Origin of the sequence: Kribbella steppae (assembly GCF_004342025.1) — a bacterium.
GTDB lineage: Bacteria > Actinomycetota > Actinomycetes > Propionibacteriales > Kribbellaceae > Kribbella > Kribbella steppae.
In genome coordinates, this window is the sequence record NZ_SLWN01000020.1 from 13,390 (window position 1) to 40,019 (window position 26,630).

26 protein-coding genes are annotated in these 26,630 nt (G+C 67.7%); 15 read left to right on the plus strand and 11 right to left on the minus strand.

Annotated elements, in window-relative coordinates:
• Nucleotides 1–56: 56 nt before the first annotated feature.
• The 3 genes from EV652_RS39475 to EV652_RS39485 are packed head-to-tail and all read left to right on the plus strand — an operon-like array spanning nt 57 to nt 3,715.
• Nucleotides 57–2,237 (plus strand): DUF5682 family protein, encoded by a 2,181-nt coding sequence (locus tag EV652_RS39475; protein WP_132215280.1) that lies wholly within the window; start codon nt 57–59, stop codon nt 2,235–2,237.
• Nucleotides 2,234–3,403 carry a VWA domain-containing protein gene (locus tag EV652_RS39480; RefSeq protein ID WP_132215282.1) on the plus strand — a complete coding sequence of 390 codons (1,170 nt, stop codon included), beginning with the start codon at nt 2,234–2,236 and terminating at the stop codon, nt 3,401–3,403. The genes EV652_RS39475 and EV652_RS39480 overlap by 4 nt, the downstream gene beginning before the upstream one ends.
• Nucleotides 3,404–3,427: 24 nt before the next feature.
• Nucleotides 3,428–3,715, plus strand: a complete 288-nt coding sequence (locus EV652_RS39485; protein ID WP_132215284.1) for an antibiotic biosynthesis monooxygenase — start codon at nt 3,428–3,430, stop codon at nt 3,713–3,715.
• Between the two features lie 15 nt (nt 3,716–3,730).
• On the opposite strand, the gene EV652_RS39490 is transcribed toward EV652_RS39485, so the two are convergent.
• Together EV652_RS39490 and EV652_RS39495 are read right to left on the minus strand one after the other, a co-directional pair.
• Nucleotides 3,731–4,078, minus strand: coding sequence for a YciI family protein (locus EV652_RS39490; protein WP_132215286.1), 348 nt, complete (start codon nt 4,076–4,078; stop codon nt 3,731–3,733).
• Nucleotides 4,075–5,007 (minus strand): aldo/keto reductase, encoded by a 933-nt coding sequence (locus tag EV652_RS39495; protein ID WP_132215288.1) that lies wholly within the window; start codon nt 5,005–5,007, stop codon nt 4,075–4,077. Before EV652_RS39495 ends, EV652_RS39490 begins: the two co-directional genes overlap by 4 nt.
• Nucleotides 5,008–5,081: 74 nt before the next feature.
• Here EV652_RS39495 and EV652_RS39500 point away from each other — a divergent pair, with 74 nt between their 5' ends.
• A complete protein-coding gene (locus EV652_RS39500) occupies nt 5,082–5,651 on the plus strand; it encodes a TIGR03086 family metal-binding protein (protein WP_132215290.1) in 570 nt (189 codons plus the stop codon).
• Here EV652_RS39500 and EV652_RS39505 read toward each other — a convergent pair.
• Nucleotides 5,622–6,791, minus strand: coding sequence for a hypothetical protein (locus EV652_RS39505; RefSeq protein ID WP_132215292.1), 1,170 nt, complete (start codon nt 6,789–6,791; stop codon nt 5,622–5,624). The genes EV652_RS39500 and EV652_RS39505 overlap by 30 nt on opposite strands.
• Nucleotides 6,775–7,824, minus strand: a complete 1,050-nt coding sequence (locus EV652_RS39510; RefSeq protein WP_132215294.1) for a glycosyltransferase family 2 protein — start codon at nt 7,822–7,824, stop codon at nt 6,775–6,777. The genes EV652_RS39505 and EV652_RS39510 overlap by 17 nt, the downstream gene beginning before the upstream one ends.
• Before the next feature lie 217 nt (nt 7,825–8,041).
• Here EV652_RS39510 and EV652_RS39515 point away from each other — a divergent pair, with 217 nt between their 5' ends.
• The 4 genes from EV652_RS39515 to EV652_RS39530 are packed head-to-tail and all read left to right on the plus strand — an operon-like array spanning nt 8,042 to nt 11,710.
• Nucleotides 8,042–9,250, plus strand: coding sequence for a peptidase MATCAP family protein (locus EV652_RS39515; RefSeq protein ID WP_132215296.1), 1,209 nt, complete (start codon nt 8,042–8,044; stop codon nt 9,248–9,250).
• Nucleotides 9,247–10,245, plus strand: a complete 999-nt coding sequence (locus tag EV652_RS39520) for an ATP-grasp domain-containing protein (RefSeq protein ID WP_132215298.1) — start codon at nt 9,247–9,249, stop codon at nt 10,243–10,245. The genes EV652_RS39515 and EV652_RS39520 overlap by 4 nt, the downstream gene beginning before the upstream one ends.
• Before the next feature lie 41 nt (nt 10,246–10,286).
• Nucleotides 10,287–10,850, plus strand: coding sequence for a TetR/AcrR family transcriptional regulator (locus EV652_RS39525; RefSeq protein WP_132215300.1), 564 nt, complete (start codon nt 10,287–10,289; stop codon nt 10,848–10,850).
• The gene (locus EV652_RS39530; protein WP_132215302.1) at nt 10,847–11,710 is read left to right on the plus strand and encodes an LLM class F420-dependent oxidoreductase; all 864 of its coding nucleotides are present in this window, start codon (nt 10,847–10,849) and stop codon (nt 11,708–11,710) included. The genes EV652_RS39525 and EV652_RS39530 overlap by 4 nt, the downstream gene beginning before the upstream one ends.
• 29 nt (nt 11,711–11,739) lie before the next feature.
• Here the strand turns inward: EV652_RS39530 and EV652_RS39535 are convergent, their stop codons facing one another.
• On the minus strand, nt 11,740–12,762 hold the full coding sequence (locus EV652_RS39535; protein WP_132215304.1) for a LacI family DNA-binding transcriptional regulator: 1,023 nt from the start codon (nt 12,760–12,762) through the stop codon (nt 11,740–11,742).
• 132 nt (nt 12,763–12,894) lie between these two features.
• Between EV652_RS39535 and EV652_RS39540 the strand changes: the two genes are divergently transcribed.
• The 6 genes from EV652_RS39540 to aceB are packed head-to-tail and all read left to right on the plus strand — an operon-like array spanning nt 12,895 to nt 21,030.
• Complete coding sequence (locus EV652_RS39540; protein ID WP_132215306.1) at nt 12,895–14,193, plus strand: extracellular solute-binding protein; 1,299 nt, start codon at nt 12,895–12,897, stop codon at nt 14,191–14,193.
• A gap of 5 nt (nt 14,194–14,198) precedes the next feature.
• The gene (locus EV652_RS39545) at nt 14,199–15,146 is read left to right on the plus strand and encodes a carbohydrate ABC transporter permease (protein WP_132215308.1); all 948 of its coding nucleotides are present in this window, start codon (nt 14,199–14,201) and stop codon (nt 15,144–15,146) included.
• Nucleotides 15,143–15,958 carry a carbohydrate ABC transporter permease gene (locus EV652_RS39550; RefSeq protein ID WP_242002285.1) on the plus strand — a complete coding sequence of 272 codons (816 nt, stop codon included), beginning with the start codon at nt 15,143–15,145 and terminating at the stop codon, nt 15,956–15,958. The genes EV652_RS39545 and EV652_RS39550 overlap by 4 nt, the downstream gene beginning before the upstream one ends.
• A gap of 26 nt (nt 15,959–15,984) precedes the next feature.
• Nucleotides 15,985–17,415, plus strand: a complete 1,431-nt coding sequence (locus EV652_RS39555; RefSeq protein WP_132215310.1) for a glycoside hydrolase family protein — start codon at nt 15,985–15,987, stop codon at nt 17,413–17,415.
• Nucleotides 17,412–19,457: an alpha-amylase family protein gene (locus EV652_RS39560; protein WP_132215312.1), complete on the plus strand. Its 2,046-nt coding sequence runs from the start codon at nt 17,412–17,414 to the stop codon at nt 19,455–19,457. The genes EV652_RS39555 and EV652_RS39560 overlap by 4 nt, the downstream gene beginning before the upstream one ends.
• Before the next feature lie 10 nt (nt 19,458–19,467).
• The gene (gene aceB, locus EV652_RS39565) at nt 19,468–21,030 is read left to right on the plus strand and encodes a malate synthase A (RefSeq protein WP_255512684.1); all 1,563 of its coding nucleotides are present in this window, start codon (nt 19,468–19,470) and stop codon (nt 21,028–21,030) included.
• Here aceB and EV652_RS39570 read toward each other — a convergent pair.
• From EV652_RS39570 to EV652_RS39580, 3 genes are all read right to left on the minus strand, one after another.
• On the minus strand, nt 21,027–21,737 hold the full coding sequence (locus EV652_RS39570) for an HAD family hydrolase (RefSeq protein ID WP_132215314.1): 711 nt from the start codon (nt 21,735–21,737) through the stop codon (nt 21,027–21,029). The two genes, aceB and EV652_RS39570, sit on opposite strands and share 4 nt — an antisense overlap.
• A 101-nt stretch (nt 21,738–21,838) precedes the next feature.
• The gene (locus EV652_RS39575) at nt 21,839–22,216 is read right to left on the minus strand and encodes a cupin domain-containing protein (RefSeq protein ID WP_132215315.1); all 378 of its coding nucleotides are present in this window, start codon (nt 22,214–22,216) and stop codon (nt 21,839–21,841) included.
• The gene (locus tag EV652_RS39580; protein ID WP_132215317.1) at nt 22,209–23,102 is read right to left on the minus strand and encodes an LLM class flavin-dependent oxidoreductase; all 894 of its coding nucleotides are present in this window, start codon (nt 23,100–23,102) and stop codon (nt 22,209–22,211) included. The genes EV652_RS39575 and EV652_RS39580 overlap by 8 nt, the downstream gene beginning before the upstream one ends.
• Nucleotides 23,103–23,194: 92 nt before the next feature.
• On the opposite strand from EV652_RS39580, the gene EV652_RS39585 reads away from it, so the two are divergent.
• Nucleotides 23,195–23,419 carry a hypothetical protein gene (locus EV652_RS39585; RefSeq protein ID WP_132215319.1) on the plus strand — a complete coding sequence of 75 codons (225 nt, stop codon included), beginning with the start codon at nt 23,195–23,197 and terminating at the stop codon, nt 23,417–23,419.
• Between the two features lie 48 nt (nt 23,420–23,467).
• Here EV652_RS39585 and EV652_RS39590 read toward each other — a convergent pair whose 3' ends face one another.
• From EV652_RS39590 to EV652_RS39600, 3 genes are all read right to left on the minus strand, one after another.
• Nucleotides 23,468–24,121, minus strand: a complete 654-nt coding sequence (locus EV652_RS39590; protein ID WP_132215321.1) for a Rid family hydrolase — start codon at nt 24,119–24,121, stop codon at nt 23,468–23,470.
• The gene (locus tag EV652_RS39595; protein ID WP_132215322.1) at nt 24,118–25,695 is read right to left on the minus strand and encodes a flavin monoamine oxidase family protein; all 1,578 of its coding nucleotides are present in this window, start codon (nt 25,693–25,695) and stop codon (nt 24,118–24,120) included. The genes EV652_RS39590 and EV652_RS39595 overlap by 4 nt, the downstream gene beginning before the upstream one ends.
• A 127-nt stretch (nt 25,696–25,822) precedes the next feature.
• Nucleotides 25,823–26,587, minus strand: a complete 765-nt coding sequence (locus EV652_RS39600; protein WP_132215324.1) for a S1 family peptidase — start codon at nt 26,585–26,587, stop codon at nt 25,823–25,825.
• Between the last annotated feature and the right edge of the window lie 43 nt (nt 26,588–26,630).

Consider the following 26,630-nt stretch of genomic DNA (forward strand, 5'->3'; position numbering starts at 1 on the left):
AGGCAGTCGCGGTTCCACCCTGCCCCGAACGACCGGGTATCCCCGCGACAATTCCGATGACTGTTCACCTGCTGGGGATTCGGCATCATGGGCCGGGGTCGGCGCGGGCGGTGGCGACTGCGCTTGCTGAGCTCCAGCCGGATGTGGTGCTGATCGAGGGACCTCCGGAGGCCGACAAGGTGGTCGAGCTGGCCGGGTCGGAGGAGATGGTGCCGCCGGTCGCGTTGCTCGCGTATGCGGTGGACGACTCGACCCGGGCTGCGTTCTGGCCGTTCGCGGTGTTCAGCCCAGAGTGGCAGGCGGTCGAGTACGCCTTGGCGGCCGACGTACCGGTGCGGTTCTGTGATCTGCCGGCTGCCCATCAGTTCGCTTCCTCCGGTGGTGATGGCCGACGCGGATTGTCGATCGATCCGTTGGCCACGTTGGCGAACGCGGGCGGGTACGACGATCCTGAGCGCTGGTGGGACGACGTGATCGAGTCCCGGCGCGAGGGGGCCGAGCCGTTCACCGTGATCGCCGATGCGATGCGCGAGCTCCGCCACGGCGAGGAGGCGACCGGGCGCGAGGCGCAGCGTGAGGCGTACATGCGGACGGTACTGCGGAAGGCGATCCGCGAAGGTTTCGAGCGGATCGCAGTGATCTGTGGTGCTTGGCACGTACCGGCGCTGGAAGCACCGTTGCCCCCAGCAACCCACGATCAACGCATCCTGAAGGGCTTGCCGAAGCGCAAGGTCGCCTGCACGTGGGTCCCGTGGACGCACGGTCGGCTGGCGGCGACGAGCGGGTACGGCGCCGGCATCACCTCACCTGGCTGGTATCACCACCTGTTCACCGCGCCGGACCAGATCACCACGCGGTGGTTGTCGAAGGTCGCGCGGGTCCTGCGGGAGGAAGATCTGCCCGTCTCCAGCGCTCACGTGATCGAAGCGGTCCGACTCGCGGACACCCTGGCCGCGTTGCGGGAACGTCCGCTGGCCGGGCTGAGCGAGGTCACCGAAGCGACGCGGGCAGTGCTCTGCGGCGGGAACGACGTACTGCTTGATCTCGTCACTCGCGAAGCGGTGGTCGGGGAGCTGTTGGGGTCGGTGCCGGGTGAGACGCCGCAGGCTCCGGTCGCGGCGGACCTGGCGGCGCAGGCGCGGCGGCTCAGGATGAGGCGGGACGCGACCGAGCGGGTGATCGAGCTCGACCTGCGGAAGCCGAACGACCTCGAGAAGTCGCGGCTGCTGCACCGGTTGCGGATCCTCGGTGTGCATTGGGGTGTGGCGGCCGCCGACGAGCGGCGGGCGCAGGGCACGTTCCGCGAGATGTGGCGGCTCGCCTGGGATCCAGGGCTCGAGGTCGAACTGGTCGCCGCCGGCGCCCACGGTACGACGGTCCTCGGCGCTGCGACGACCGTGATGCTGCGCGTCGCGGACGAGTCGTCGACTTTGGCCGATGTGACCGCGGCGTTGGAGAAGTCGCTGTTGGCCGACCTCGCGGACGCGTTGCCCGAATTGCTGCGCGGTGTCGACACCCGGGCGGCGAAGGATGCGGACGTCGGTCACCTGATGGCGGCGTTGCCGGCGCTGGCGCGATCCTCGCGGTACGGCGATGTGCGTGGCACCGACACGGCCGGGCTGGCCTCGGTCGCGGGTCGGATGGTGTCCCGGGTGTGCGCCGGTCTCGGCCGGACGGTGCACGGACTCGATCCGGATGCGGCGGCCGCCGTACTGGAATTGATCGACGGGGTGCAGGACGCGACCGCCTTGCTGGACGAGGATGTGCGGGCGGAGTGGCTGGCGACGTTGGAGGGGTTGAGCGACCGGTCGTCCGTGCCGCCGTTGATCCGTGGGCGGTTGACCCGGTTGATGCTCGACACGTCGCGGCTGCCGGATCATGAGGTCGCGCTGCGCCTCGGACGCGCGTTGTCGCCGGGTACAACGACCGCCGATGCGGCCGGGTATGTCGAGGGCTTCCTGGCCGGTGGTGGGTTGCTGCTCGTCCACGACGAACGGTTGCTGGCGTTGGTGGATGCCTGGCTGGCGGCGGTCCCGGACGACGCGTTCGTCGAGGTGCTGCCACTGCTTCGCCGTACGTTCGGAACCTTCGCCTCGCCGGAGCGACGGTCGATCGGCACGCGCGCCCGGGCGCTCGGCGATCCGGCGTCGGTGATTGTTGCTGATGACAGCGACCTTGATGCCGAGCTGGCCGCGTCCGTGCTGCCTGTCGTCGCGCAACTGCTGGGGGTGTCATGACTGAGTCTTCGCTGGATGGCGAACGGATGCGCCGCTGGCGACTCGTCCTCGGGAGCGAAGCCGATCCGGAGACCGGTACGACGCTGTCTGCTGAGGACCGGTCGGTCGACGCGGCGTTGGCCGCGCTGTACGACGCAGCTCCCGGAGATGGAACGCAACGGGCGGCCGGGCTGGGGTCGTCGGCGCCACGGGTGGCGCGGTGGCTGGGCGACATCCGGCAGTACTTCCCGAGCACGGTTGTCCAGGTGATGCAACGGGACGCGGTCGAGCGGCTCGGCATCACCCGGATGCTGATGGAGCCGGAGCTGCTGGGCGCGGTCGAGCCGGACGTGCACCTGGTCAGCACGCTGCTCGCGCTCAACGAGGTGATGCCGGAGGAGACCAAGCAGACCGCGCGTGACGTAGTTGGCCGGGTCGTGGCCGAACTCGAGGCCCGCCTGACCGAACGCACCCGGGCTGCGGTCACCGGCGCCCTCGACCGGGCTGGCCGGACCGGTCGCCCGCGGCACTCGGACATCGACTGGGACCGGACTATCCGGGCGAACCTCAAACACTTCTCGCCGGCCCTCGGCACCATCGTTCCGGATCGGCTGGTCGGGTACGCGCGGCGGAATCACAGCGTCCAGCGGGACATCGTGCTGGCCATCGACCAGTCCGGTTCGATGGCGGAGTCGGTGGTGTACGCGTCGCTGTTCGGCGCGGTGCTCGGGTCGATCCGCACGCTGCGGACCAGCCTGGTCGTGTTCGACACCGCGGTGGTCGACCTGACCGATCAGCTGGAGGATCCGGTCGACGTACTGTTCGGGACGCAATTGGGCGGCGGCACGGACATCAACCGTGCGCTCGCGTACTGCGAGGAGCTCGTCACCAAGCCCGCCGATACCGTCATGGTGCTGATCTCCGACCTCTACGAAGGCGGCGTCCGCGAGGACATGCTGCGTCGAGCCCGCTCGCTGGTCGAGTCCGGCGTCCAGCTCATCGCCCTGCTCGCCCTGGCCGACTCCGGCACCCCGTCGTACGACGCCGAGAACGCCGCCGCCCTCGCCGATCTCGGCGTACCCACCTTCGCCTGCACTCCTGATCTCTTCCCCGACCTCATGGCCGCCGCCATCCGCCACGAAGACATCACCGGCTGGGCCGCCACCAACCTCACGGGAAGCAACTGAGCTCCTGAGCGGTTGCTGTTGGACATGACAACGGTTGAGCTGACGCGGTTCCGGGTGCGACCTGAGCAGGTTGAGGAACTACTGGCCGCACGCCCGGACATGTTGAAGGACTTCGCCGCCGACCGAGCGGGCTTCGTCAGTGCCCGCCTGGTCCAGCTGCCGAACTACGAGTTCCTCGACATCGTCGAGTGGGCAACCCCGGAGGCCTACGCCATCTCCCGCGAGAAGGGCCCCAACCTCCCCGGCATCGCCCGCTTCTTCGCCGCCATCGACTACCTCGTCACCGCCGAAGAAGGCACCCTCACCGACTGACCGGCGCCACCAGAGTCAGTCGGCCAGCTCGAGGATGTCGATGGGGGTGTTGGGGTCGGCTTCGGCGAAGCGGAGGGCCCAGTGGACGGCCTCGGCCTTGGTCTCGACGCGGATGATCGAGACGCCGGCGATCAGTTCTTTGGTCTCGGCGAACGGGCCGTCGACGACGCGAGGCTCCTCACCGGGCGTCGGGAAGGTGACCTGGGCGCCGCGCGAGCTCGGCATCAGGCCTTCGGCGGCGAGCAGTACGCCGGCCTGCCGCATCTCCTCGAGGACGGCGTCCGCCCGGGCCAGCATGTCCGGGTCCGGCGGGTTACCCGCCTCGAGGCTGTCGTTGGTCTTGTGAAGCAGCATGTACCTCATAGGGCAGACCCTAGTGCTGCCCAGAACTCCGGCGGGATCTCGTGGTCGAGCCACGCCGCGACCTCGGTGATCTCCTGCGGGCTGCGCGCCCCGACCACCACCGCCGGTACGGCGGGATGCGCGAGCGGGAACTGGACCGCGGCGGCCAGCAACGGCACGTCGTACCGGCGACACACCTCGCGCAACCGATCGATACGCCCTACCAGCTCAGGTGGTCCCTGTGGGGCGCTCTGGGCCAGTACGCCGCCCTGGAACACGCCGGCCGCGAGCACCGCGACCCCCAGCTTCTCGCAGAGCGGTAGGAGCTCGTCAGCGCCGGACTGGTCGAGCAAGGTGTAGCGACCGCCGAGGAGGATGCAGTCCGGGCCGGCCGACCCTGTGTCGCGGAGGAAGCGGGCCGCGACGTCCGCGTGGTTCACCCCGAGCGAGATCGCCTGGATGGTTCCACGCCCGCGCAACTCGGCCAGGGCCCGCAGAGCCTCGGTCGAGGCGGTCGAGTAGTCGAGCTCGGGGTCGTGGATGTGCAGGACGTCGATCCGGTCGATGCCCATCCGCTCCAGGCTCTCTTCGAACGATCGCATCACCGCGCCGTACGAATAGTCGAGCCGAGGACCCAGGCCGGCCGGCGGCTCGGCCCAGATCGGCTGGATGTCCGGACCGCCCGGCTCGATCAGCCGGCCGACCTTGCTGCAGAGGACGAACCGGTTCCGCGGCCGCCCGCGCAGCGCGAGCCCGGCCCGCTGCTCCGAGCGGCCGTAGCCGTAGACCGGCGCGGTGTCGAACAGCCGGATGCCGAGATCCCAGGCCCGGTCGATGGTCGCGACCGCCTGCGACTCCGGGACGGCGGCGAACATGCCCCCGACCGAGGCGAGCCCGAGTCCCAGCCTGCTCACCCGCAACCCCGTCCGGCCCAGCTCCACACTCCGCATGCGGCCGACCCTAGAAGTCGCCTCCGACACTTCCGCCACTTCCGCGCGACGGGCGGAAGCGGCAGTATGCGGAGATGGGTGAGATCGCGGAGCGGTACCGCCGGCGGGCCGAGGCGTTCGAGCGGAAGGTCGCCGCGGTACGGCCGGAGCAGTGGGACAACCAGTCACCATGCGAGAAGTGGACGGCCAAGGACGTGGTCGACCACATCGTGATGATGCACGGGTTCATGCTGATGCCGGTCGCCCGGAAGCTGGAGCCGGCCAACGACCCGCTGACCGCGTTCCAGGAGGCCCGGGCGGCGGTCGAGGACGTGCTCGACGACCCGGTGCTCGCCCTCACCGAGACCGACACCCCGTCGGGCCGGCTGACGACCGAGCAGCACATCGACCAGGTGGTCTCCGACGACCTCGTCCTGCACGGCTGGGACCTGGCCCGTGCGACCGGTCAGGACGAGACGATGGACCCGGTCGACCTGGAGGCCCTCTGGGCCAGTACGACGGCCATTCCCGCGGACGTGATGGAGAAGTTCCGTACGCCGGGCGCCTTCGGCGAAGGTGTCGAGGTCTTCGGCGCCGAGGTCAAGGTTCCCCCGGACGCACCTCTCCAGGACCGCCTACTCGGCCTGATCGGCCGCCAGCCCTGAGCGCAGGGTGCTCGGAGCGTAGTACGCCTCCGGAGTCGAGCACAGCGGTGCGCTCGTCAGCTGGTTCGGGCTGGTCATCAGCAGGGCGTGGCCCCTGGTGATCGGCCGCGCGAGGTACTCGTGGCCGGGGAGGTTGGCCACGGCAGTGCGGCAGCCGAGCGCCATTCCCTCGAAGAGCGCGGTGGTGGACACACCGACCTGGTAGGTGGCCGAGGCCAGGAGGTCGAGAGTGCTGCCGTCGGTGGACAGCCGGACGCCCGCCGGGATGGTGTAGTCGGACGCCCGCTCGCTCGGATGCAGCCGGAAGACAACGTCCAGCGACGGGTCCACCTTGGCGACCGACTCCGCGACGTGCAGTAGCTCGGCGCCGATGGTGCCCTGAGACAGGAAGACTGCGAGCCGCGGGTCCTTCTGAGCAGCACGAGGCAGGTGCGACGTGCCGATCACCGACGTAGTCATGCCGGCCGGAAGGTCAGCGACGTCCGTCCAGTACGACCCGAAGCACCACAGCTCGTCCGGCTGGTCGGCCACTGCCGGACGACCCGGGTAGCTGTAGCCGAGGTGGAACTGGCTGATGGCGCCGTGCTGGAGCTCGACCACGCGGATGCCCAGGTCGCGGGCCGCGCCGACGATGTGCTGGTGGAAGTACGCGACCACCACGTAGACCGTCTCGATCCGGTGCTTCCGCAGCAACCTGCGATAGAGCGCCCGCAACCTTTGGTGTTTGGCCACCTCCCGCGCCAGCAACGAGCCGACCGGCACCGAGACACCGGTCAGTTCCCGCAACGCTGTGCTGATGCCGCGGTCGCCCACCTGCCGCCTGTGCACTGCCCCGGCGGCTGAGGTGAAGAAGTCGAGGTTCCGGCTGCCTGGGAGCGGTGTTCCGTTGATGCCTGAGTCCAGGATCAGCGCCCTGTCGCCAAGGATTGTCCGGAGTTCGTCGGTGTAGATCTCGACACCGCCCGGTTTCCGCGGGTGCGGGACGACCAGAGCGTCGTACGAGCCGAGGAACGGGTTGCGGGTGACCAGGCCGGTCAGGTGTCTGGCGACGAGTCGCGCTTTGTCGTACGGCGTACGTCGGACCGGATGGGAGGCGCCGTGGATGCCGCTGCGCCGGGTCAGCTCATGGAAGATCCTCATCCGGATGACCGGCCATGGGCGAGCGTCGCCGATCCGCCAATCGAGCAGATTCAGCTCCCGCTCCACCTGCCAGATCGCCCGGCACAGGCTCGCCACCGTCGGCGCCGTGCCGCTCCCGGTACTCGTCATAGTTGATCCCTACTATCCCCGCGAGACTGCCCACACCCGAGAAGAACCGGCGGACTGCCTTCAGCAGGTGCGTCTTCCGGCCGAGCAGCAGCCCGGCGAGGGCGAACCCGAACGCCGAGACCACCCGGGCCGAAGCATAGGCCAGCACGAGCACATAACTCACCGCACCGGGCCGGATCAGCAGCCGGCTGATGGTGTCGCCGCTACCGGACCGGAACGCTCGCCGGACCAGCCAGCGCAGAGTGGTCCGCCCGGCAGGCACCTCCGCGACGATGCACGCCTCCTCGCACCAGACGATCCGGAACCCGGCCCGGTGTACCCGGAGGAAGAAGTGCAGGTCGCTGGAGCCGGTGTAGCGGAACGCCGGATGGAACCCGGGCGTGACCGCGTGGTACACCCGCCGGCTGACCAGGGTGTTGTTCGTGTACGCCTTACGCAGTTCCTCGCCGGTGGTGTGCCTGCCGGTCGAGTCGTGCACGTCGCTGTAGTGGTTCCAGGGCGGGGCGCCCGGCGGCAGGTTGCCCTTGACCGGCCCGGTGACAACGTCGGCGCCCGTCGTCTCCCACGCCTGCAGCAGCGTCGCCAGCCAGTTCGGCGGCGCCACCTCGTCGTCGTCCACGAATACCAGCGCGTCGTCGTTCCAGCACAGTTCGACCGACTTCTCCCGCGCGAAAGGGATTCCCGGCTCCGGTTCGACCACGGATTCGATCGGGTACGGCGTACCTTTCCCGAATTCCTCGACCACTGTCGCCGCCGAACCGTCCGCGTCGTTGTCGACCACCACGATCCGGATCGCGTAATCCCCGTCCTCGGGGATTTCCTGGGCCTGAAGGCTGGTCAGCAGAGCGCGCAACAGAGCAGGTCGCCTGAAGGTGATTACCGCAATGGCGACGCTGGTGCTCATGGCGCCCGAGACTATCGGTCGACTGCAACCCAGGGCCATCCGGTCCACCTGCGGATACGAACAAATTCACACCCCGGAAACACCATTCGTAGTCAAACAGTCGAGTCTGATGCGCGGACCGAGTGCGTTGACGGACCAGCCGTTCATCCGACGATCCCACACGCCGAGTCGTCGCGCGGGCGCGCACCGTGGTGACGAGACTGTGCTCAGGTTGTGCATGAATGCTGCTGGGTACGTCGGTGGGATGACGTCCGCGACCCAGCAACTTGCGCCTGCCCTCGAAATCGACGCCCGGCTGACCGAGATCGAGCGCAGCTTGAACCTGCTGCTCAACAACACGCCGGTCAATGCGGCAGAGGCCTGGACAGACTTCGAACGGGGTGACTTCGGGGCGGCCCCCACGCTCCGGCTCAGGCCGCTGGAATTCGAGCCGGACCTGGTCCGCCGTGAGCTCTACGGCCTCGAGATCGAGAACGTCGCCGACCCTGCGCTGCACACCCTCTTCCGGGCGAAGCGCGACGAGATCGCACGACAGATCACCGCCTTGGAGGATCGCGACACCTCACGGTTCGTGTACGGGTCGCTGCAACTGTACGGAGGGGTCGCCCCGCCGCTCGCGTCCGCCGCGGAGGAGCTGCTCGAGACCATCCCGGCCCAGGCCCCCAACAACCGCAGCGTCACGGCCGGTGCGTTCGCGGAGGCGGCTCGGGAGGAGTTCGAGCGATATCGCGCCGTGTATCCGGACTTCCCGGCGCACATCGAGGTGCGCGACGACATCTCCGAGCTGATGGTGTCGTTCGGGCGGCTGCTCATCCCCGAATCCGCCACGATCAGGGCGGACCGCGTCGAGCCCTTGCTGCACCACGAGGTCGGCACCCATGTCGTCACCTATCAGAACGGCGCGCGGCAGCCCCTGACGCTGCTGACGATCGGACTGCCCGGCTACGACGAGACCCAAGAGGGCCTTGCCGTGCTCGCCGAGTACCTGACCGGCGGATTGGACCCGCGGCGTCTTCGCGTGCTCGCGGCGAGGGTGGTCGCCGTGGGCAAGATGCTCGACGGCGCCGAGTTCTTGGAGATCTTCGAATCGTTACGGGCAGACCATCGGATACCGACGAGGACGGCGTGGTCGATCGCCATCCGGGTCGTCGTCGGGGGCGGTTCGGTGAAGGACGCGATCTATCTGCGCGGGATCACGCGCATCCTCGAATCCCTCGCGGAGGGCAGCAGCCTTGATGTCCTCTTCGTCGGCAAGTTCGCGTTGGACCACATCCCGTTGATCCAGGACCTGCTCGACCGCGAGGTGCTGGAAGCACCATGGGTCCGTCCGCGCTGGCTGGACGTACCCGGCGCTCAGGAGCGCCTCGACCGACTGCGTAAGGGCGCCTCGGTCACGGACCTGTACGAAGGAGATGTGATCGCATGAGGCTTGCCTTCTTCGTCAACGACGTCGCCACCGAGGTCGACGAGTACACGACGACGCGGCTGGCGAGGGCCGCGGCCCAGCGTGGGCACGAGGTCTGGTACGTCGGGGTCGCAGACGTCGAGCTCGGGGAAAGCGACGGGCAACTGGTGGCCCGGGCGCATGCCGCGGAGTTCGGGAAGAACGACACGCTCGAGACCTTCATGAAGGGCATCAAGGAGCGCGACGCCGAACGGATCGTGATGGACGACCTCGACGCCTTGTTCCTGCGCAACGAGTCGATCGACGATCTGCAGGAGCGGCCGTGGGCAAGTCCCTTGGGTGTGATTTTCGGCCAGATGCTCCAGGCACGAGGCGTCACGGTGGTGAATGACCCGATGTTCCTCGCCCGCGCGACGAGCAAGCTCTACCTGGAGGAGTTCCCCGAGAAGATCCGGCCCCGATCGCTGGTGACGCGCGACCCGGAAGCGATCGAACGGTTCGCCGGCCAGGTCGGCCACTGCGTCGTCAAGCCGCTGTACGGAGCCAAGGGGCGGAACGTGTTCATGATCGAGGACGAAGGCGAAGCGAACCTCGCCCAGATGACCGAGGCGGTGCTGGAGGACGGCTACGCGATCATCCAGGAGTTCGTCGACGGTGGCGAGGACGGCGATGCCCGGATCTTCCTGCTCGAGGGTCAGCTCCTCGAGCGCGACGGGAAACAGGCCGCCTTCCGGCGAGTGCCCACGGGGAACGACCCGCGAGCCAACATCAGTAAGGGCGGACGCTCGATCCCTCTCGAGATCGGTGACCTGGAACGCGGCATCATCGAAGCGATGAGCAAGAAACTCGTGGCCGACGGCATGTACTTCGTCGGCATCGATGTGATCGGCGGCAAGGTGGTGGAGATCAACGCGGAGAGCCCTGGCGGGATGCAGAGCGTCGAAAGGCTCTACGAGATCGACGTCTGCCCGACCATCATCGAAGCCCTGGAGCGCCGCACCGACTCGAAGCCCTGAGTCACCGCGGCAACTCGTGTACCTGGAGGTACAGTTGTGGGGTGGAGACGGTGGAGCGGCTGATTCGCAGTACTCAGGAATTGTTGTGGGAGCGTGGGTACGTCGGGACCAGTCCGAAGGCGATTCAGCGGGCCGCGGACGCCGGTCAGGGCAGCATGTATCACCACTTCAGCGGAAAGGCCCAGCTCGCCAGGGCAGCCATCGAGCGGTCGGGGGAGGAGTTGCGGGAGGCCGCCGAGGAGCAGTTCGCGAGTCCGGGGACGGCGACCGAGCGGATCACCCACTACCTCGAGCGTGACCGTGAAGTGTTGCGCGGGTGCCGGATCGGGCGGCTCACCGCCGACCCGGATGTGATGGCGGACCCCACGCTCCGGGCGCCGGTGGACGAGACGTTCCGCTGGTTGCGCGGCCGGCTCGCCGAGGTCGTTGCTGAAGGCAAACGTACGGGCGAGTATCCGGCCACGATCGACCCGGATCAGACCGCCGCGACCATCGCCGCCGTACTCCAGGGTGGGTACGTGCTGGCGCGCGCCGCGAACTCCGACGAGCCGTTCGAACTCGCCGTCCAAGGCTTGATCACCCTGCTTCAGGAGGCCTCAGCGTGAAGATCGGTGCCGTGTTCCCGCAGTTGGAGATCGGTGTGGATCCGGCCGTCGTGCGCGATTGGGCGACGACGGTTGAAGAGGCCGGTTACACCCATGTGCACGCGTACGATCACGTGCTCGGCGCGGATCCGGCCAACCGGCCCGGCTGGACCGGCTACACCGACAAGTCCTTGTTCCACGAGGTTTTCGTGCTGTTCGGGTACCTCGCGGCGATCACGACGTCGGTCGAGTTGGTGACCGGCGTACTGGTTCTCCCGCAACGTCAGACCGCTCTGGTCGCGAAACAAGCCGCCGAGGTCGACGTGCTGAGTGGCGGCCGGCTGCGGCTCGGCGTAGGGATCGGGTGGAACCAGGTTGAGTATCAGGCGCTCGGCGTGCCGTTCAGGCAGCGCGGTGCCTTGCTGGAGGAGCAGGTCGACGTACTGCGGCGGTTGTGGGCAGAGCCGGTCATCTCGTACGACGGCCGATTCCACCAGATCGAGGAAGCAGGGCTGAACCCGCTACCCAGGAGAACGATCCCGATCTGGTTCGGCGGTGGTGCCGAGGCTGTGCTTCGTCGGACCGGTCGGATCGGTGACGGCTGGATGCCGCAGACCGCGCCGAACGCCGAGGCCAAGGCCCGCGTCGACCGCCTGCGCGCGTACGCCGCCGAAGCCGGCCGCGACCCCGCCACCATCGGTATCGAGCCCCGCCTCACCCTCGGTCAGGTCCCCGAGCAGGACTGGCCCGCCTACATCGAGGGCTGGCGCAACATCGGCGCCACCCATCTGGCCGTCAACACCATGAAGCTGGGCCTCAAGCGCCCGGAGGACCACGCCGCCGTACTGCGCGACGTGCTGCCTGTACTGCGTCGCGCCTGACGGAACGCAGCCGGCGACGGCGCTGTCTTTCAGCTTTTGATGCTCTGCCAGGGGGTGTTGGCGGTTGAGCCTCGGATTTCCAAGGGGCAGGGCAGGGTGATGATCTCGGTGGGGCGGTCGGGGGTTTCGATGCGGCGGCGGAGGAGATCCACGCCGGTTTCGACAATGGCGTGGACCGGTTGTTCGACCGAGGTCAGGTCGAAGGACTCCCAGGCCGCCAGGTCGGTGTTGTCGAAGCCGATCACCCAGACGTCGTCGGGCACCCGGACGTTCAGTGCGCGGGCGCCGTCGAGGATGCCGAACGCGAGGAGGTCGGTGACGGTGTAGATCGCGGTCGGCGGCTTCTTCAACGACAACAATTTCTGCGCCGCCGCGTGACCGTCCGCGTGCGGAACCCCGACGGTGACGACGTTCCGGGCCTTGATCTGGATACCGGCGTCGGCGAGCGCGGCGCGGAAGCCGAGATCGCGATCGCGGGAGGTGTTCCCGGTGTGTTCCAGCGTGACCAGGCCGATCTCGGTGTGCCCGGCCTCGGCGAGGTAGCGGCCGGCGTCGTACGCACCCTGCCAGTTGTCGCCGACCACCTGGTCGCAGTCGAGACCGTCGATCCCACGGTGCAGCAGGACGGTGGGTGTCCCGGATTCGAGCGCCATCGTGTGCAGGGTCGAGTCGTACGTCGCCGACGTCAGCAGGAACCCGTCGACCAGCCGCTGCTGGAGCACCTTGCCGACCGACTCCTCCGGGTCGTGCTCGATGTTCCACAGGATCATGTGCAGCCCGAGCGCACTCAGCACCCGGCCGATCTCGTCCAGCAGTTCGGCGTGGAACGGGCTGGTCACCCGGGTCATGAACACACCGATCGTGTCGGTCCGGCCGGTCTTCATCGCCCGCGCCAGCGCGTTGGGCGTGTAGTTCGCGTCTTTCAGCACCTGCAGCACCCGGGCCCTGGTCTCCGCGTTGACCTTCGGGTTGTTGGTCAGCACCCGCGAGACCGTCGCCTGGGACACCCCGGCCAGCCGGGCCAGGTCCTTGCTGGTGGGTGGTCGCACCATCAGCCCCCTCCCCTCGTCATCCCGGTCCTGAACCTACTGAAGAGTGTCACGTCTCGCCGTTGACCACCCGCCAGGACCTGTGTATACGTATTCATTGTATACGTATTCATCCCTCGCGGATGGGAGATTCCGGTGCAGACAACCCACTCCAACCTGAGCCGCCGCAGGTTTCTCGCCGGACTGACGGGACTCGCGGCCGGCGGTGTACTGGCCGGCTGCGGCGGCAACGGCAACGCAAGCGGTGACGGGAAGAGCATGACCTTCCTCAACTGGCAACAGGTCAAGGGCACGCCGCTCGAGCAGGCGATCCAGGCGTACGAGAAGTCATCCGGTACGTCGGTCACCGTGCAGCCCGCGGTCACCCAGGAGTACGACACCAAGATGCGCACACTGCTCGCGGGCGGTAGTCCGCCGGACGTGATGCGGATCAACGACGACTTCGTCCGCGGCTTCTCCGAGCAGGGGGCCCTGCTCGACCTGAAGCCCTACATCGAGAAGGACGGTCTGGACACCGCTGCGTTCGCCAAGGAGGCGTACGAGTTCCCCAAGCAGCCGGACGGCTCGCACACCGCCTGGGTGCTCGGCTACGAGCCGCGGCTGATGTTCTACAACGTCGATCTGTTCAAACAGGCCGGCGTACCGCTGCCGCCGACGACCTGGTCGCCGGACGGCTGGACCTGGGCCGACTTCGCCGACCGGGCCAAGAAGCTGACCGATCCGGCGAAGAAGCAGTACGGCGCTCTGGTGTACCTGGACACCGGGTACGAGCAGACGTTCACGGTCAACCACGGCAGCCAGACCGGCATCTACTCCACCGACGGAACGCAGTTCACGCTGCCCGGTGCCAAGGAGGTCGAAGCCCTGCAATGGGCGACCGACCTGACCTGCAAGGACAAGGTGCAGCCGCCGTGGTCCGCGCTGCAGCAGGACAACGTGCAGAACCAGCTGTTCGCCCAGGGCAAGATCGCAATGATGTTCGCGACCTTCGGCACCGTGCCGTACATGCGGACCACGGTGAAGGACTTCACCTGGGACGTCGCGCCGCCACCGGCCGACGTGGGGCAGAAGACCGAGGCCAGCGTGATCGTGTTCTGCATCCCGAAGTCGGCCAAGAATCCCGACCAGGCGTGGGCATTGCTCAAGTTCCTGGCCGGTGAGGAGGGCGGCAAGATCCTCTTGCAGGGTGGCGCGTTCACCCCGATCAACAAGAAGGTCGCCGCGCAACTCGCGCCGGACGGGAAGATGCCCGAGCACATCGGGCTGTTCGGCGAGGCCGCGGAGCACCTGACCGCGACCAACCAGACCAAGAACACGCTCGGCGCCCGTGAGCTGTACCGGCCCGCGCTGGACCAGGCCTACAACTGCGAGAAGCCGGTCGGCGACGTCCTGAACCAGATCAAGCCACAGGTGGAGAACGCCTTGAAGGGTTGATGTCGATGGCAACGACAACACCAACCAGGCCGCCGGCGGTCGAGACCGAGGTGCCGAACCACCGGGCCGAGGTACGGCGGGCGCGCCGCAAGCAGAACCTGGTCGGCTGGCTGTTCATCAGCCCGATCGTGGTCGGTGTGGTGGCCTTCCAGTTCTTCCCGATCCTGGTCTCGATGGGCGCGTCACTCACCGACTGGAACGGCATCTCGGCGCCGAAGTTCGTCGGCATCAAGAACTTCACCGATCTGTTCGGCGACGACCCGCTGTTCCTGCAGACGTTCAAGAACACCATCTACTTCACGCTGGCGAGCATCCCGCTCACGATCGGGATCGGCCTGGTGCTGGCACTGCTGTGTGCCCGGCCGATCCGCGGTGTCGCGTTCTTCCGGACGGCGTACTTCGCGCCGTACGTGACGAACGTGGTCGCGATCGGGTTCGTATGGTTCTGGTTCTTCCAGCCGGACAACGGGGTGGTCAACGGGCTGCTGAGCCAGGTCGGCGTGACCGGGCCGCAGTGGTTGTCGAGTTCGACCTGGGCGATGCCGGCGGTGATCGTGGTCAGCGTCTGGCAGGGCATCGGCTATCCGATGATCATCCTGCTGGCCGGGCTGCAGGGCCTGCCGGTGGAGTACTACGAGTCGGCGAAGATCGACGGTGCCGGAGCGTTCCAGCGGCTGCGGTTCATCACGCTGCCGTTGCTGACACCGCATTTCCTGTTCCTGCTGATCACGCAGTTCATCACGTCGTTCCAGGTGTTCGGCCTGATCTACGTGATGACCAAGGGCGGGCCCGGCCACGCCACCAGCGTCTACATCTTCAACATCTATCAGAACGCGTTCAGCTTCGGGAAGATCGGCTACGCCTCGGCGATGGCGTGGATCCTCTTCGTGGTGATCGCGGCCGTCACCTTCCTGCAGTGGAAGCTCCAGAAGAGGTGGGTGTTCTACTCGTGAGGCTGGCGAGCAAGACCGCGCAGTACATGGTGATGTCGCTGTTCGCGGTGGCCTTCCTGGCGCCACTGGTCTGGATGGTCAGTGCGTCGCTGCGGCCGGAGGCGAAGGTGCTGTCGGTGCCGCCGCAGTTCCTGCCCAGCGACGCGCAGTGGGACAACTACCGGCAGATCTTCGAGCTGATCCCGATATTCCTGTGGAACAGCGTGAAACTGGCCGGGCTGAACGTGATCGGCATCCTGATCGTCGCGTCGATGGCGGGGTACGCGTTCGCGCGGCTGCGGTTCGCCGGCCGGGACCTCGCGTTCATGGTGCTGCTGGCCACCTCGATCATCCCCGGTATCGCCTACCTGATCCCGCAGTACATCGTGTTCCGGCACATCGGCTGGGTGGACACGCAGTACCCGCTGTGGGTGCCGAAGGTGCTCACGCCGGTGTTCGCGACGTTCCTGATGCGGCAGTCCTTCCTGACCATCCCGCAGGAGCTCGAGGACGCGGGCAAGATCGACGGGGCGTCCACGTTCGGCATCTACTGGCGGATCATGCTGCCGCAGACCAAGCCGGCGCTGGCCGCGATCGGGGTGTTCACCTTCCTCGAGTCGTGGAACGACCTGTTCGGTCCGTTGATCTACATCAATTCCGAGAACCTGCAGACGTTGCCGGTGGCGCTGGCCCAGTTCCAGGGCGAGTACTTCACCCAGATCAGTCTGCTGATGTGCGGGGCGACCGTCTCGGTGGTCCCCGTCATCGCCGTCTTCCTCTTTGCACAGCGCTATTTCATCCAGGGCATCACGATGACAGGAATGAAGGGGTGAGCACCGTGCCGGACAGGCTCGTTGCCATGCAGATCGGAGCGGTTTCGTTCGTCGACGAAGGGGTCGACCAGACACTGGACATCCTGGCCGAGCGCGGCGCGGTGAACGCGCTGTTCCTGGCCACACCGACCTGGACCCGGGGGACCGGTGGGCGGCAGATCCCCGGGTACCCGATGCCGGACCACGGCGGAGCGGAGTACGACCTCGGCTGGGTCGGCGGCAACTACGCGACACCGCATCCGCAGTACTACGGCAACACGGCGCTCGGCGCGGTCGGACGAGCGCCGGAACACCCGGAGCTCGACCTGCTCGCCGAGGTGGTGCCGAAGGCGCGCGAACGCGGGATGCAGTCGTTCGCCTGGATGGAGGAGAGCGGTGGTGCCCGGCAGCTGCGGACCTACCCGAACTTCGTCAAGGTGCTCGAGGTGGACGCGTGGGGGCGGCCCGGTCGCCGGCCGTGCTTCAACAACCCGGACTACCGCAACTGGCATCTGGGGTTCGTCGAGGACTACCTGCAGAGCTACCAGCTCGACGGACTCGCCTGGTGCTCGGAGCGACCGGGTCCGCTGAACATGCTGATGCAAGGCACGGTCGACGTGGCCGAGGTCGGCTGCTTCTGCCCGCATTGCCGGCAGATCGGTCGCGATCGCGGGATCGACGTCGAACGCGCGATGCGTGGCTACCGCGAGCTGGTCGAGTGGAACCAGCGGGTCGGCGCGGGCGAGCGTCCGGTCGACGGCGCGTTCGTCACCTTCTGGCGGATCCTGCTGAACTTCCCCGAGGTCCTGAGCTGGCAGACGCTGTGGACAGAGAGCCAGCGGCAGCTGTACCGCGACATCTACGGTGTCGCCAAGGCGATGTCGCCCGACGTACAGGTCGGCTGGCACGTCTACCACAACATCTCGTTCAGCCCGTTCTACCGGGCCGACCAGGACTACACCGAGATGGCGAAGTTCTCCGACTTCATCAAGGTGGTCATCTACAACAACTGTGCCGGACCGCGGTTCTTCACCTGGGTGAAGAGCATCTGCGGCTCGCTGTTCGCCGACGCGGAGCCGGAGGACGTGTACCCGTTGATGATGAAGCTGCTGCAGCTCGACGAGGGTGACTACGAGAAGCTGCCGCGGTCCGGCTTCACCGCCGACTACGTCCGCCGGGAGACCGCGCGGGCCGTCGCCGGCGTCGGCGGGCAGAGCAAGATCTACCCGGGCATCGACATCGACATCCCGGTCGGCGTCCCGAAGCAGCGGCTGGAGAAGCCTCGCGACCTCGGCACCAAGATCAACTGGGACGACAACGAGGGCGAGCTGACCCAGTGCACCCGCGAGTCCGTGCGGGACGCGACGCTGGCTGCTTTCGAGGGCGGCGCGGAGGGCGTCGTCCTGAGCCGGAAGTACTCCGAGATGCTGCTGGAGAACCTGTCCGGCGCGGGCGACGCGATCCGGAGCCTCAAGTGACCCTGCCTTGGTACAAGCGCACCCTCCGCTGGGGACAGACGAACCTGACGGAGAAGGACCCGGCCCGGTACGACGCCGAGTGGTGGCGGGCGCATTGGCGTCGTACGAAGGTACAAGGCGTGATCGTGAACGCCGGCGGGATCGTCGCGTACTACCCGAGCCGGTTCGAACTGCAGCACCGGGCCGAGTTCCTCGGCGATCGCGATCTGTACGGCGAGATCGTCGCGGCGGCCCGCTCCGAGGGCCTGACGGTGCTGGCCAGAATGGATTCGAACCGGGCTCACCAACCCTTGTACGACGCTCACCCGGACTGGTTCGCGATCGATGCCGAGGGCAACCCCTATCGAGCCGGCAAGCTCTACGTCGCGTGTGTGACCGGTCCGTACTACCAGGAGTTCCTGACCGGAATCCTCGAAGAAGTCATCGAGCGGACGGCGCCGGACGGCCTCACCGACAACAGCTGGAGCGGTCTCGGCCGGGACCAGATCTGCTACTGCCCGAACTGCCGGCACAGCTTCGGCCAAGAGTTGCCGACTCGGGTTGACTGGGCGGATCCGGCGTACCGGCAATGGATCCGCTGGAGTTACGACCAACGGCTTGCGGTGTGGGACCTGAACAACGAGGTGACGCGGCGGGCCGGCGGTCCGGACTGCCTGTGGATCGGTATGAACGGCGGCGAGGTCGTTGCGCAGAGCAAGCGGTTGCGCGACGACGTGGAGATCTGCAAGCGGGCCTCGATCTTCCTGCTCGACTCGCAGTGGCGGCACGACGAGAGCGGCTTCCAGGCCAACGCCGACAGCGGAAAGCGGCTGCACGGCCTGCTCGGCTGGGAGACGCTGATTCCGGAGAGCACGGCCATGTACGACGCGGGCACGCCGACCTTCCGGCTCGGGAGCAAACCCGAGCCGGAGGCCCGGATGTGGGCGCTCGAAGGGTTCGCGGGCGGGATCCAGCCGTGGTGGCATCACATCGGTTCGGTGCACGAGGACCGGCGGCAGTACGCGACGGCCGGGCCGCTGTTCGACTGGCATTCGCAGCATGAGGCGTTTCTGGTCAACCGCGAGCCGGTCGCCACGGTCGGGTTGCTGTGGAGTCAGCGCAGTGTGGACTTCCACGGCAAGGACGATCCGGAGACGACGAGTCAGTTGCCCTACCGGGGTTGGGTGGACGCGCTGATCCGGGCCCGGATCCCGTATCTGCCGACGCACGAGGTCGACGCGTCGTTTGCTGTTCTGATCATCCCGAACATCGGCGTTCTCACCGATGCACAGTGCGAGGCGCTGACGGCGTACGTCGAGGGCGGCGGGCGGCTCGTGGTGACCGGGGAGTCGAGCCTGTACGACGAGTGGGGCGATCGGCGCGACGACTTCGCGTTGGCTGAGCTGCTCGGCGTACATCACGAGGGCAAACGGTTCGAGGCGGGGAAGGTCGACTGGGAGACGTACGACGCGCATACCTATCTGCGGATCGAGGACCGGGCGATCGCCGACGGCTTCGACGACACGGATGTGCTGCCGTTCGGTGGGCAGCTCGAGGTGGTGCACTCCAAGGCGCCGGCAGTGACCTATGTGCCGCCGTTCCCGATCTATCCGCCGGAGAAGTCGTGGATGGCCGAGCCGCGGACCGACGTACCCGCGCTGGTCCTCGGCGAGCGGACGGCGTACCTGGCGGCCGATCTCGACCGGCTGTACGCGCAGTACCACCATCCCGATCACGGTCGGCTGCTGGCGAACCTGGTCCGGTGGGCGGCCCGGGACGACATCCCGCTGCAGGTCGAGGGTGCCGGCGTACTCGACTGCCAGCTCTACCGGCAGGGCGACACGCTCGTCCTGCACCTGGTCAACCTCGATCAGGGCGGCGCGTGGCGCGGCCGGCTGGAGGAGCTCACGCCGTCCGGGCCGTTCACCGTCCGGGTCCGCGGGACCGGCAGCAGGGCTCGTTTCCTGGTCGCCGGTGTGGACGCGGAGGTGAACGAACAGGACGGCTGGATTACGGTCGGGGTAGACCGCATCACCGATCACGAAGTCGTGGTTCTCAGCTAAGGAGTCTCTTGTGCCAGACGTCACCGGGCCGATGAACGAGCGGTACGACGAGATCCTCACCGAGCGCGCCCTCGGGCTGATCGAGAAGTTGCACCGGGAGTACGACGGGCGGCGGCAGGAGCTGCTCGAGCGTCGCCGGGAGCGGGTGGCCGAGATCGAGGCCGGAGCGTCGCTGGGCTTCCTGCCAGAGACGAAGGATGTCCGGGACGACCCGGACTGGCGGGTCGCGCCGGCGGCGCCCGGGCTGGTGGACCGGCGGGTGGAGATCACCGGGCCGACCGACCGGAAGATGACGATCAACGCGCTCAACTCGGGCGCCAAGGTGTGGCTGGCCGACCACGAGGACGCGAACACGCCGCTGTGGGAGAACGTGATCGGCGGCCAGCTCAACCTGCTCGACGCGATCACCCGGCGGATCGACTTCAGCACCGACGCCAAGTCGTACGCGCTGAAGCCCGACGAGGAGCTGGCGACGATCGTCGTCCGGCCGCGCGGGTGGCATCTGCCGGAGAAGCACATCCAGGTGGACGGCTCGCCGGTGTCCGGTTCGCTGGTCGATTTCGCGCTGTACCTCACCGCCTCTGGTCAGCTGCAGATCGACCGCGGCCAAGGGCCGTACTTCTACCTGCCGAAGATGGAGTCGCATCTCGAGGCGCGGCTGTGGAACGACGTGTTCGTCACCGCGCAGGAGTACCTTGGCATCCCGCGCGGCACGATCCGGGCGACGGTGCTGATCGAGACGTACCCGGCCGCGTTCGAGATGGAGGAGATCCTCTACGAGCTGCGGGAGCACTCGGCCGGGCTGAACGCGGGCCGTTGGGACTACATGTTCAGCGTGATCAAGACGCACCGGACCCGCGGCGCCGACTTCCAGCTGCCGGACCGCAACAGCGTCACCATGACGGTCCCGTTCATGCGCGCGTACACCGAGCTGCTGGTCCGCACCTGCCACAAGCGCGGCGCGCACGCGATCGGCGGGATGGCGGCGTTCATCCCGAGCAAGGACCCGGCGGTGAACGAGCAGGCGTTCGCCAAGGTCGAGGCGGACAAGCGGCGCGAGGCCGGTGACGGCTTCGACGGCTCGTGGGTCGCGCACCCCGGCATGGTCGAGACCTGCCGCACTGTCTTCGACTCGGTGCTCGGGTCGGAGCCGAACCAGCTGGGCAAGCTCCGTGAAGACGTCCACGTCACCGCGGAGCAGCTCCTGGACGTCGCCGCCACGCCGGGCGAGGTCACTGAGGCCGGCCTGCGCAACAACGTGAGCGTCGCCATCCAGTACCTCGCCGCCTGGCTCGACGGTCTCGGCGCGGTCGGCATCTTCAACCTGATGGAGGACGCCGCCACCGCCGAGATCTCTCGCTCCCAGATCTGGCAATGGCGCCAGAACGGCGTCGTGCTGGACACCGGCGAAACCGTCACCACCGAACTCGTCGAACGGATCGCCGACGAGGAGATCACCAAACTCGACCAGTACCTGCGCTACCAGTCCGCCCGGGCCCTCTTCCTCGAGGTAGCCCTGGCCGACGACTACGTCGACTTCCTGACACTGCCCGCCTACGAACGCTTCTCCTAAGCGGCCAGAAGCGCTTGGATCAGCGTCGCGTGGTTCTGCACCACCGGAACCTGTGGCGTGGCAAGGTACTTGCGAGGTTCACGCCCACACTCACAACCCAGTCCGACTGCGCCGGCCTCCTGAGCGGCGCGGATCCTGGCCCAACGACCACCAACGAACAAGCAGGAGCTGACCGGGGCGCCGAGCTGGTCTGCCGCCCGCTCGGCGGCATGCCCCGTGTCGAACACGGCGAGGTCGAGCCCTCGCCGCGCGGAGATCGTGCCGACGTGCAACTCGAGCGAGTGCGCTCGCACTGTTGCCGCCACGGCGTCTTCCGAGAGGTCGCTGATCACGCCGACCTTGCGCTTGGTGTCGGCGCACGCCGCCAGCAACTGTCGCAGACCGGGAGCGGGGACGGCGGTGAGGGCGGAGTCCAGCTCCCGTCTCGACAGCGCTTTCTCCGACTCGTCGGCGTAGTCGGGTTTGTTCTCCGCGATGTACCCGAGCATGTGGTCGACCCCGAAGGCTCCGAGCACGATCGGCCGTGGAAAGTACGGGCGGCTGTCCAAGTACTCGCGGACGGCATTCTCGCGACCCCAGCGGCCCAGAGCCGTCTCCACGTCGAACATCACGCCATCGAAGTCCAGCAGGACATGCTGGGCTTGAGCTACGGCATGGGCGACGTGCGGTCGGACCCGCCGTGCCGGTTGTCCCTCGACCTCGTACAAGGCTCCCCCTCCAGGTGGCTGCCTCAGTCGGCAGCCGGATGGGAGCCTGCCAGCAGACGAACAGCTCTGACAACCGAGATAGTGCGGCCTTGGGCTGCTAGCTAGAGGAATCGCTCGGGTGGGTCGACGTTTACGGTGGGGATACCGCCGCCCGCCCGGGCGATGATCGCCAGCGACGGTGCACCGGAAGGATTGCTCTCCCGGTGCACAGTGAACGCCGGCACGTGCACGAAGTCGCCGGCAACGGCGTCGAGGTACTCGTCACTCCCCTCGAACTCCAGCCGCAGTACGCCGGACACGATGTAGAGACTGCTCTCGTTCTTGTCGTGGTGATGCCACCCCGAGACTGCGCCGGGCTCGGTGATCACCTGCCCGGACCACAGGATCGGCAGCTCGAACGCCCGCATCCGCAGCATCCCGGACGTCGGATCGGCGGCCACCAGGTCCCCTGCCTTGATCACCCGAACAGGCTCACTCATGCCAGCAGTCTGCCTCCGCCCGAGTGCTCCCGCCAGCGGGTGGACCGGTGCGGATGCGGGCGCGGGCATCGGGGACGGTGAGGGCCTGGGTGAGAAGCCAGGTGACGCCGGAGCGTTCGTACTGCGGGATTGTGGCTGGGGTGGGTTCGGTCGCGTCGGCGTTGCCGATGAGGACGACATCGTACGGCGTACCGGAGGTCCGGGCGGCGCGGAGATCCTCGGCGATCTCCGCATAGGTTTCGGGCGGGATCACCACCGTCGGCCACTGCTCGCTGGCTGGGGCGAACCCGTCCCATCGGGCGGCTCGGCGGCGGGGTGGGCGGAAGGAGCCGCCGGCGCCGATCCAGATCGGGATTCTGGGGTGCTGGAGCGGCGTGGGTTGGAGGGAGACGCCGCGGCAGGTGTAGTGCTCGCCTTCGAAGTCGACCCGTTCGCCGGTCCACAGGCGGTTCACCAGTTCGAGGAACTCGTCGACCATCGCCGCCCTGGTTCGCAGATCCACGTCCATCCCGAACGCGGTGAACTGGTCATCCGGGTGACCGAGGCCGACCCCGAGCACCAGGCGGCCCGCTGACAGCCGATCCAGCGTCACCGCCTGGCGGGCGAACGCCTCCGGCCGCAGCCGGGCTACCGCCGTGACCAGAGTCCCGAAGCGGATCCGCTCAGTCGCCCCGGCCACCGCCGTCAGCGCCACCATCGCGTCGGCCACGTCGTCGGACTCACCGAGCGCTTCTCGGACCGCGTCCGTGTGCGGGTGCAGTGGCAGCAGTTCGTCCCAGATGAAGAGTCCGTCCCATCCGGCCGCTTCAGCCGACTGCGCCAGCTCCACCAGCACACCCACGTCAGCGAAAGCACCTTGGTTCGGCAAGTAGATCCCGTGCTGCATGGGCCCTCCTCCCGCGGCCGACGCCGTTGACTGCAGCCTGTGGCCCGCCGGGCGCACTGTCAACGACGGGGCGGCGCGCCTAGGCTGCGATCATGGCGAGCATTGTGTTGCGGATCCGGCTCACGAGCGGTGACCACCTGGATGTCAGCTACGAGGAGCCTGACGCGGCCGATGAGGACGAAGTTGTCGCGCACGCTGTCGCAGTGCTCGCGGGCGAGGCCGGCATGCTCCAGTGCAGGCATGGCGACCGGCTCCTCGTGCTGTACGCGCGGGGAGTCGCGGCCATCGAGATCGCGCCGCGAGGTGCTGTTCTGTAACCCACGCGGCCGGATGCCCCGGCGGTTCGCCGGGGCATCCGGAGGTGTTCAGCGCTTGGGGTAGGCGGCGTCGACCTCGACTTCGACGAGCCAGCCGGTGACGGGCAGGTTCTCGATCTCCAGAGCGAAGCGGGAGGGGCGGGACTTGTTGACCACGAACGGTTTGGCGGGTGGCGCCGTACCGAGGGGGACAGGGACGTACTGACCTGTGGTGAGGTCGGTGTTGGCGAAGTACTGGCGGTAGGCACGGTTCCAGCCGGCGAAGTCGGCGGTGGTGGCGCCGGCCGGGTTCTGCAGGAACACGCGCATCGTGTAGACATCGGCGTACGAGAGGCCCTGGGCTTGCAGGTTCTCGCCGATCCGCCGCAGCACGTTGATGCCCTGCGCCTCGGTGATGGTGACGCCCTCCGGCAGCGTCCCACCCGGGAAGACCACGGTGTCGATGTACGACGCTTCCGACCCCGCGGGAGCGCCCGTGTTGAGGGCCGACGGGCCGAGCCCGCTGGACTTGTAGATCGGAGTGTTGGCCCCGATGCCGACACCGCTGGCGATCATCGGGTTGGACTGGCCGGCGGGCAGCGCCGGGACGACGGTGCCGGGGCTCGGCGGTTTCGGCTTGTTCCACCACCCGGCGGCTCCGGCGGTGAACGAGCACGACGCGATCACCACGACGACGAACCCGATCAGGAGTTTGCGCTTCATCTGCTGGTCACCCGACTGTGCAGGGCGGTCACGGCCGCCCGGGCGGACACCATCGCGCCGTGCTGCCAGGCGATGGCGTGGGACAGGTGGTCGCCGGCGAAGTAGATGTTGCCGGTGGCATCGAGCAGCCGGGCGTAGATCCCGTCGGTCTGGGACGGCCAGCCGACCCAGGCGCCCTCGGAGTACTTGGTCCCGAGCCAGTTCACCGAGAAGGAGGCCTTGACGTCCTTGCCGTAGACGTCACCGTGGATCTTGGTGCCCTGCATCAGGGCTCGCTCCAGCCGCGCGGCCGGTGTCAGGGCGCCGTACACATTGGCGTTGGCGCCGGTGTTGTAGTAGCCGATGACGGTGCCGCGTTTGCCGTGGAAGCCGGTCGACGGGTACCAGGTGTTGACCGTGTCGAGGTTGCTGTTGGTGATACCGCCGTAGATCCGGTGGTCCTCCTCCCACCAGCGCCGGCCGTACTCGATGCCGATCTTGCCCGCGTTCGTCGGACGGGCGTACTTCAGCGCCTCGATGATCGGCGTGGGCAGGTTGGACGGAACCTTCGCGGCCAGGTGTGGCGGCAGCGTGCAGATGGCGTAGTCCGCGCTGATGATCCGGGTCCGCGTCCCGCTCCGGTAGGTGACCTCGACGCCGGCCGTGGTGTTGCGCAGGCCGGTCACCTCGGCGCCGTACTGGATCTTCTCCTGGCCGATCGCCTTCTCGAACGCGTACGGGATCCGGTCCATCCCGCCGGACGGCTGGAACATCATCATCGCCTGGTCCCAGCCGAACTCGAACGAGAAGTAGTTGCCGACCCCACTGGCGAACACGTCGCTCAGTGCGTACGGCGCGGCCGTCGTACCGCCCTCCATCCCCGCACCGGGTTCGATCTCGTAACCGCGGCGGCCGTCGGCGCCGGTGTAGGCGAACCCGGCCGCCTTGTTCCCGATCGAGCCGAAGCTGCTCAGGAACCCGATCAGCGCCTGCTTGTCGGTCCCGGTCAGCTGCCCGTCGAGCGCGCCCTGATCCGTCGCCTTGGCGAGCATCTCGGCGACGTAGCCGTAGACGTCCGCCTTGGCGGTGCGGTGCCGGATCGGCTTGTTGGACAGGGCTGTGGTGCCCTCGCGGTAGAGGTACGCGTCCGCGTTCTGGTTGACGAACGGTTCGATCGCGACGCCGAGCTCGCGGCAGTAGTCGAGCGTCACGTGGTGCTGCGGCAGACGGGCCGGGCCTGCGTTCATGTACTGGCCGGGAGAGAACGTCGCCCGCTGGGTGTTACCGGCCAGGTCGGTCTCCACGGTGCCGCCGCGGACCGTCCAGTTCCGGCCGCCGGGGCGGTTGCGGGCCTCCAGCAGGGTGACCTTGTAGCCGGCCTTCAGCAGTTCGTACGCCGAGGTCAGGCCGGCGATCCCGGCGCCGAGGATGACGATGTGCTTGCCGCGGCCGTTGAGCTCGACGCGCGACGGGGCGGCGTACGCGGGAGTCTCGGCGACGCCCGTGAGGCCGAGCGCCGACATCGTGGAATACATGACACCGGCTCCACCGGTGATACCGACCTGTTGCAGGAACTGACGTCTGGTTTGCGCCATGCCTTCTCCTCACTGGGCAACTGGGTAGCTGACCAGAAAGGTAAGGACTTGGTGTTTCTGTCCCGTGTCCGTCCGATGAGGACCTGAGACAGGTACTGACAGGTATGTTTCGGGTTAACGAACCTGTTCAGATCTGGGCTCTGAGTGCCTTGGCCGCGGACGCGATTTCCGCGTAAACACCGGGGAAAGCGGGGTCGGCGCAGCCCTTGCCCCAGGAGACGGTGGCGAGCAGGCGGCCGTTGAGGACAAGGGGGCCGCCGGAGTCGCCCTGGCAGGCGTCGCCGGTGCCGTTGCCGGCGCAGACGTTCGACGCGGCGGCGTACCCGTTGGCGACGTACTCCTTGTTCGCCAGGCAGGCGTCGTCGCCGAGATCGGGTACGGCGACCTTCTGCAGCGTGTCGTCCGGACCGGTGTCCGCGGTGTCGCCCCAGCCGTAGACGGTTGGAACGGCGCCCTTCCGGTCGGCCTTCGGGTTGGTCTCGAGCGTGATCACCGGGACCTGCGTGAACGGCTGGGCCAGGGTGAGGATCGCGAAGTCGTTGCGGTTGTTCTTCGTGTTGTAGCCCGGATGGATCCACACCTTGCTGATCCCGGACACCCGCCCGGTCGAGTCGTCACTCAACTCGGCCCGTCCCTGGACCGCCGTGTATGTCGACACCGGTTTGAGCATGCAGTGCGCAGCCGTCAGCACCTTGTCCGGTGCCACCAGGACGGCACCACACCACCGCCCAGTGGGCCGCGACGACTGCGAGTTCGTCAACGCCACCGCCCACGGCGCCTCCCTGACACTCGCCAACGTCCCGCCAACGATCAGTCGCTTGTCAGCCGCCGAGACAGCCCCGGCAGACACGAGCATCAGGATCCCGGCAAGCACAACGGCCCTTTTCAGCATGCCGACGAACTTACTCCACGTGAGCGATTGATTACACGAACGT

What these genes read in the sequence shown, in the direction of transcription:
- EV652_RS39545 (WP_132215308.1), top strand. Translation starts at nt 14,199, where the DNA reads ATGGCAACGACAACACCAACCAGGCCGCCGGCGGTCGAGACCGAGGTG.
- EV652_RS39480 (WP_132215282.1), top strand. Translation starts at nt 2,234, where the DNA reads ATGACTGAGTCTTCGCTGGATGGCGAACGGATGCGCCGCTGGCGACTC.
- EV652_RS39510 (WP_132215294.1), bottom strand. Translation starts at nt 7,824, where the DNA reads ATGAGCACCAGCGTCGCCATTGCGGTAATCACCTTCAGGCGACCTGCT.
- EV652_RS39490 (WP_132215286.1), bottom strand. Translation starts at nt 4,078, where the DNA reads ATGAGGTACATGCTGCTTCACAAGACCAACGACAGCCTCGAGGCGGGT.
- EV652_RS39495 (WP_132215288.1), bottom strand. Translation starts at nt 5,007, where the DNA reads ATGCGGAGTGTGGAGCTGGGCCGGACGGGGTTGCGGGTGAGCAGGCTG.
- EV652_RS39575 (WP_132215315.1), bottom strand. Translation starts at nt 22,216, where the DNA reads ATGAGTGAGCCTGTTCGGGTGATCAAGGCAGGGGACCTGGTGGCCGCC.
- EV652_RS39590 (WP_132215321.1), bottom strand. Translation starts at nt 24,121, where the DNA reads ATGAAGCGCAAACTCCTGATCGGGTTCGTCGTCGTGGTGATCGCGTCG.
- EV652_RS39580 (WP_132215317.1), bottom strand. Translation starts at nt 23,102, where the DNA reads ATGCAGCACGGGATCTACTTGCCGAACCAAGGTGCTTTCGCTGACGTG.
- EV652_RS39485 (WP_132215284.1), top strand. Translation starts at nt 3,428, where the DNA reads ATGACAACGGTTGAGCTGACGCGGTTCCGGGTGCGACCTGAGCAGGTT.
- EV652_RS39500 (WP_132215290.1), top strand. Translation starts at nt 5,082, where the DNA reads ATGGGTGAGATCGCGGAGCGGTACCGCCGGCGGGCCGAGGCGTTCGAG.
- EV652_RS39595 (WP_132215322.1), bottom strand. Translation starts at nt 25,695, where the DNA reads ATGGCGCAAACCAGACGTCAGTTCCTGCAACAGGTCGGTATCACCGGT.
- EV652_RS39520 (WP_132215298.1), top strand. Translation starts at nt 9,247, where the DNA reads ATGAGGCTTGCCTTCTTCGTCAACGACGTCGCCACCGAGGTCGACGAG.
- EV652_RS39585 (WP_132215319.1), top strand. Translation starts at nt 23,195, where the DNA reads ATGGCGAGCATTGTGTTGCGGATCCGGCTCACGAGCGGTGACCACCTG.
- EV652_RS39555 (WP_132215310.1), top strand. Translation starts at nt 15,985, where the DNA reads ATGCAGATCGGAGCGGTTTCGTTCGTCGACGAAGGGGTCGACCAGACA.
- EV652_RS39515 (WP_132215296.1), top strand. Translation starts at nt 8,042, where the DNA reads ATGAATGCTGCTGGGTACGTCGGTGGGATGACGTCCGCGACCCAGCAA.
- EV652_RS39505 (WP_132215292.1), bottom strand. Translation starts at nt 6,791, where the DNA reads ATGAGGATCTTCCATGAGCTGACCCGGCGCAGCGGCATCCACGGCGCC.
- EV652_RS39535 (WP_132215304.1), bottom strand. Translation starts at nt 12,762, where the DNA reads ATGGTGCGACCACCCACCAGCAAGGACCTGGCCCGGCTGGCCGGGGTG.
- EV652_RS39600 (WP_132215324.1), bottom strand. Translation starts at nt 26,587, where the DNA reads ATGCTGAAAAGGGCCGTTGTGCTTGCCGGGATCCTGATGCTCGTGTCT.
- EV652_RS39475 (WP_132215280.1), top strand. Translation starts at nt 57, where the DNA reads ATGACTGTTCACCTGCTGGGGATTCGGCATCATGGGCCGGGGTCGGCG.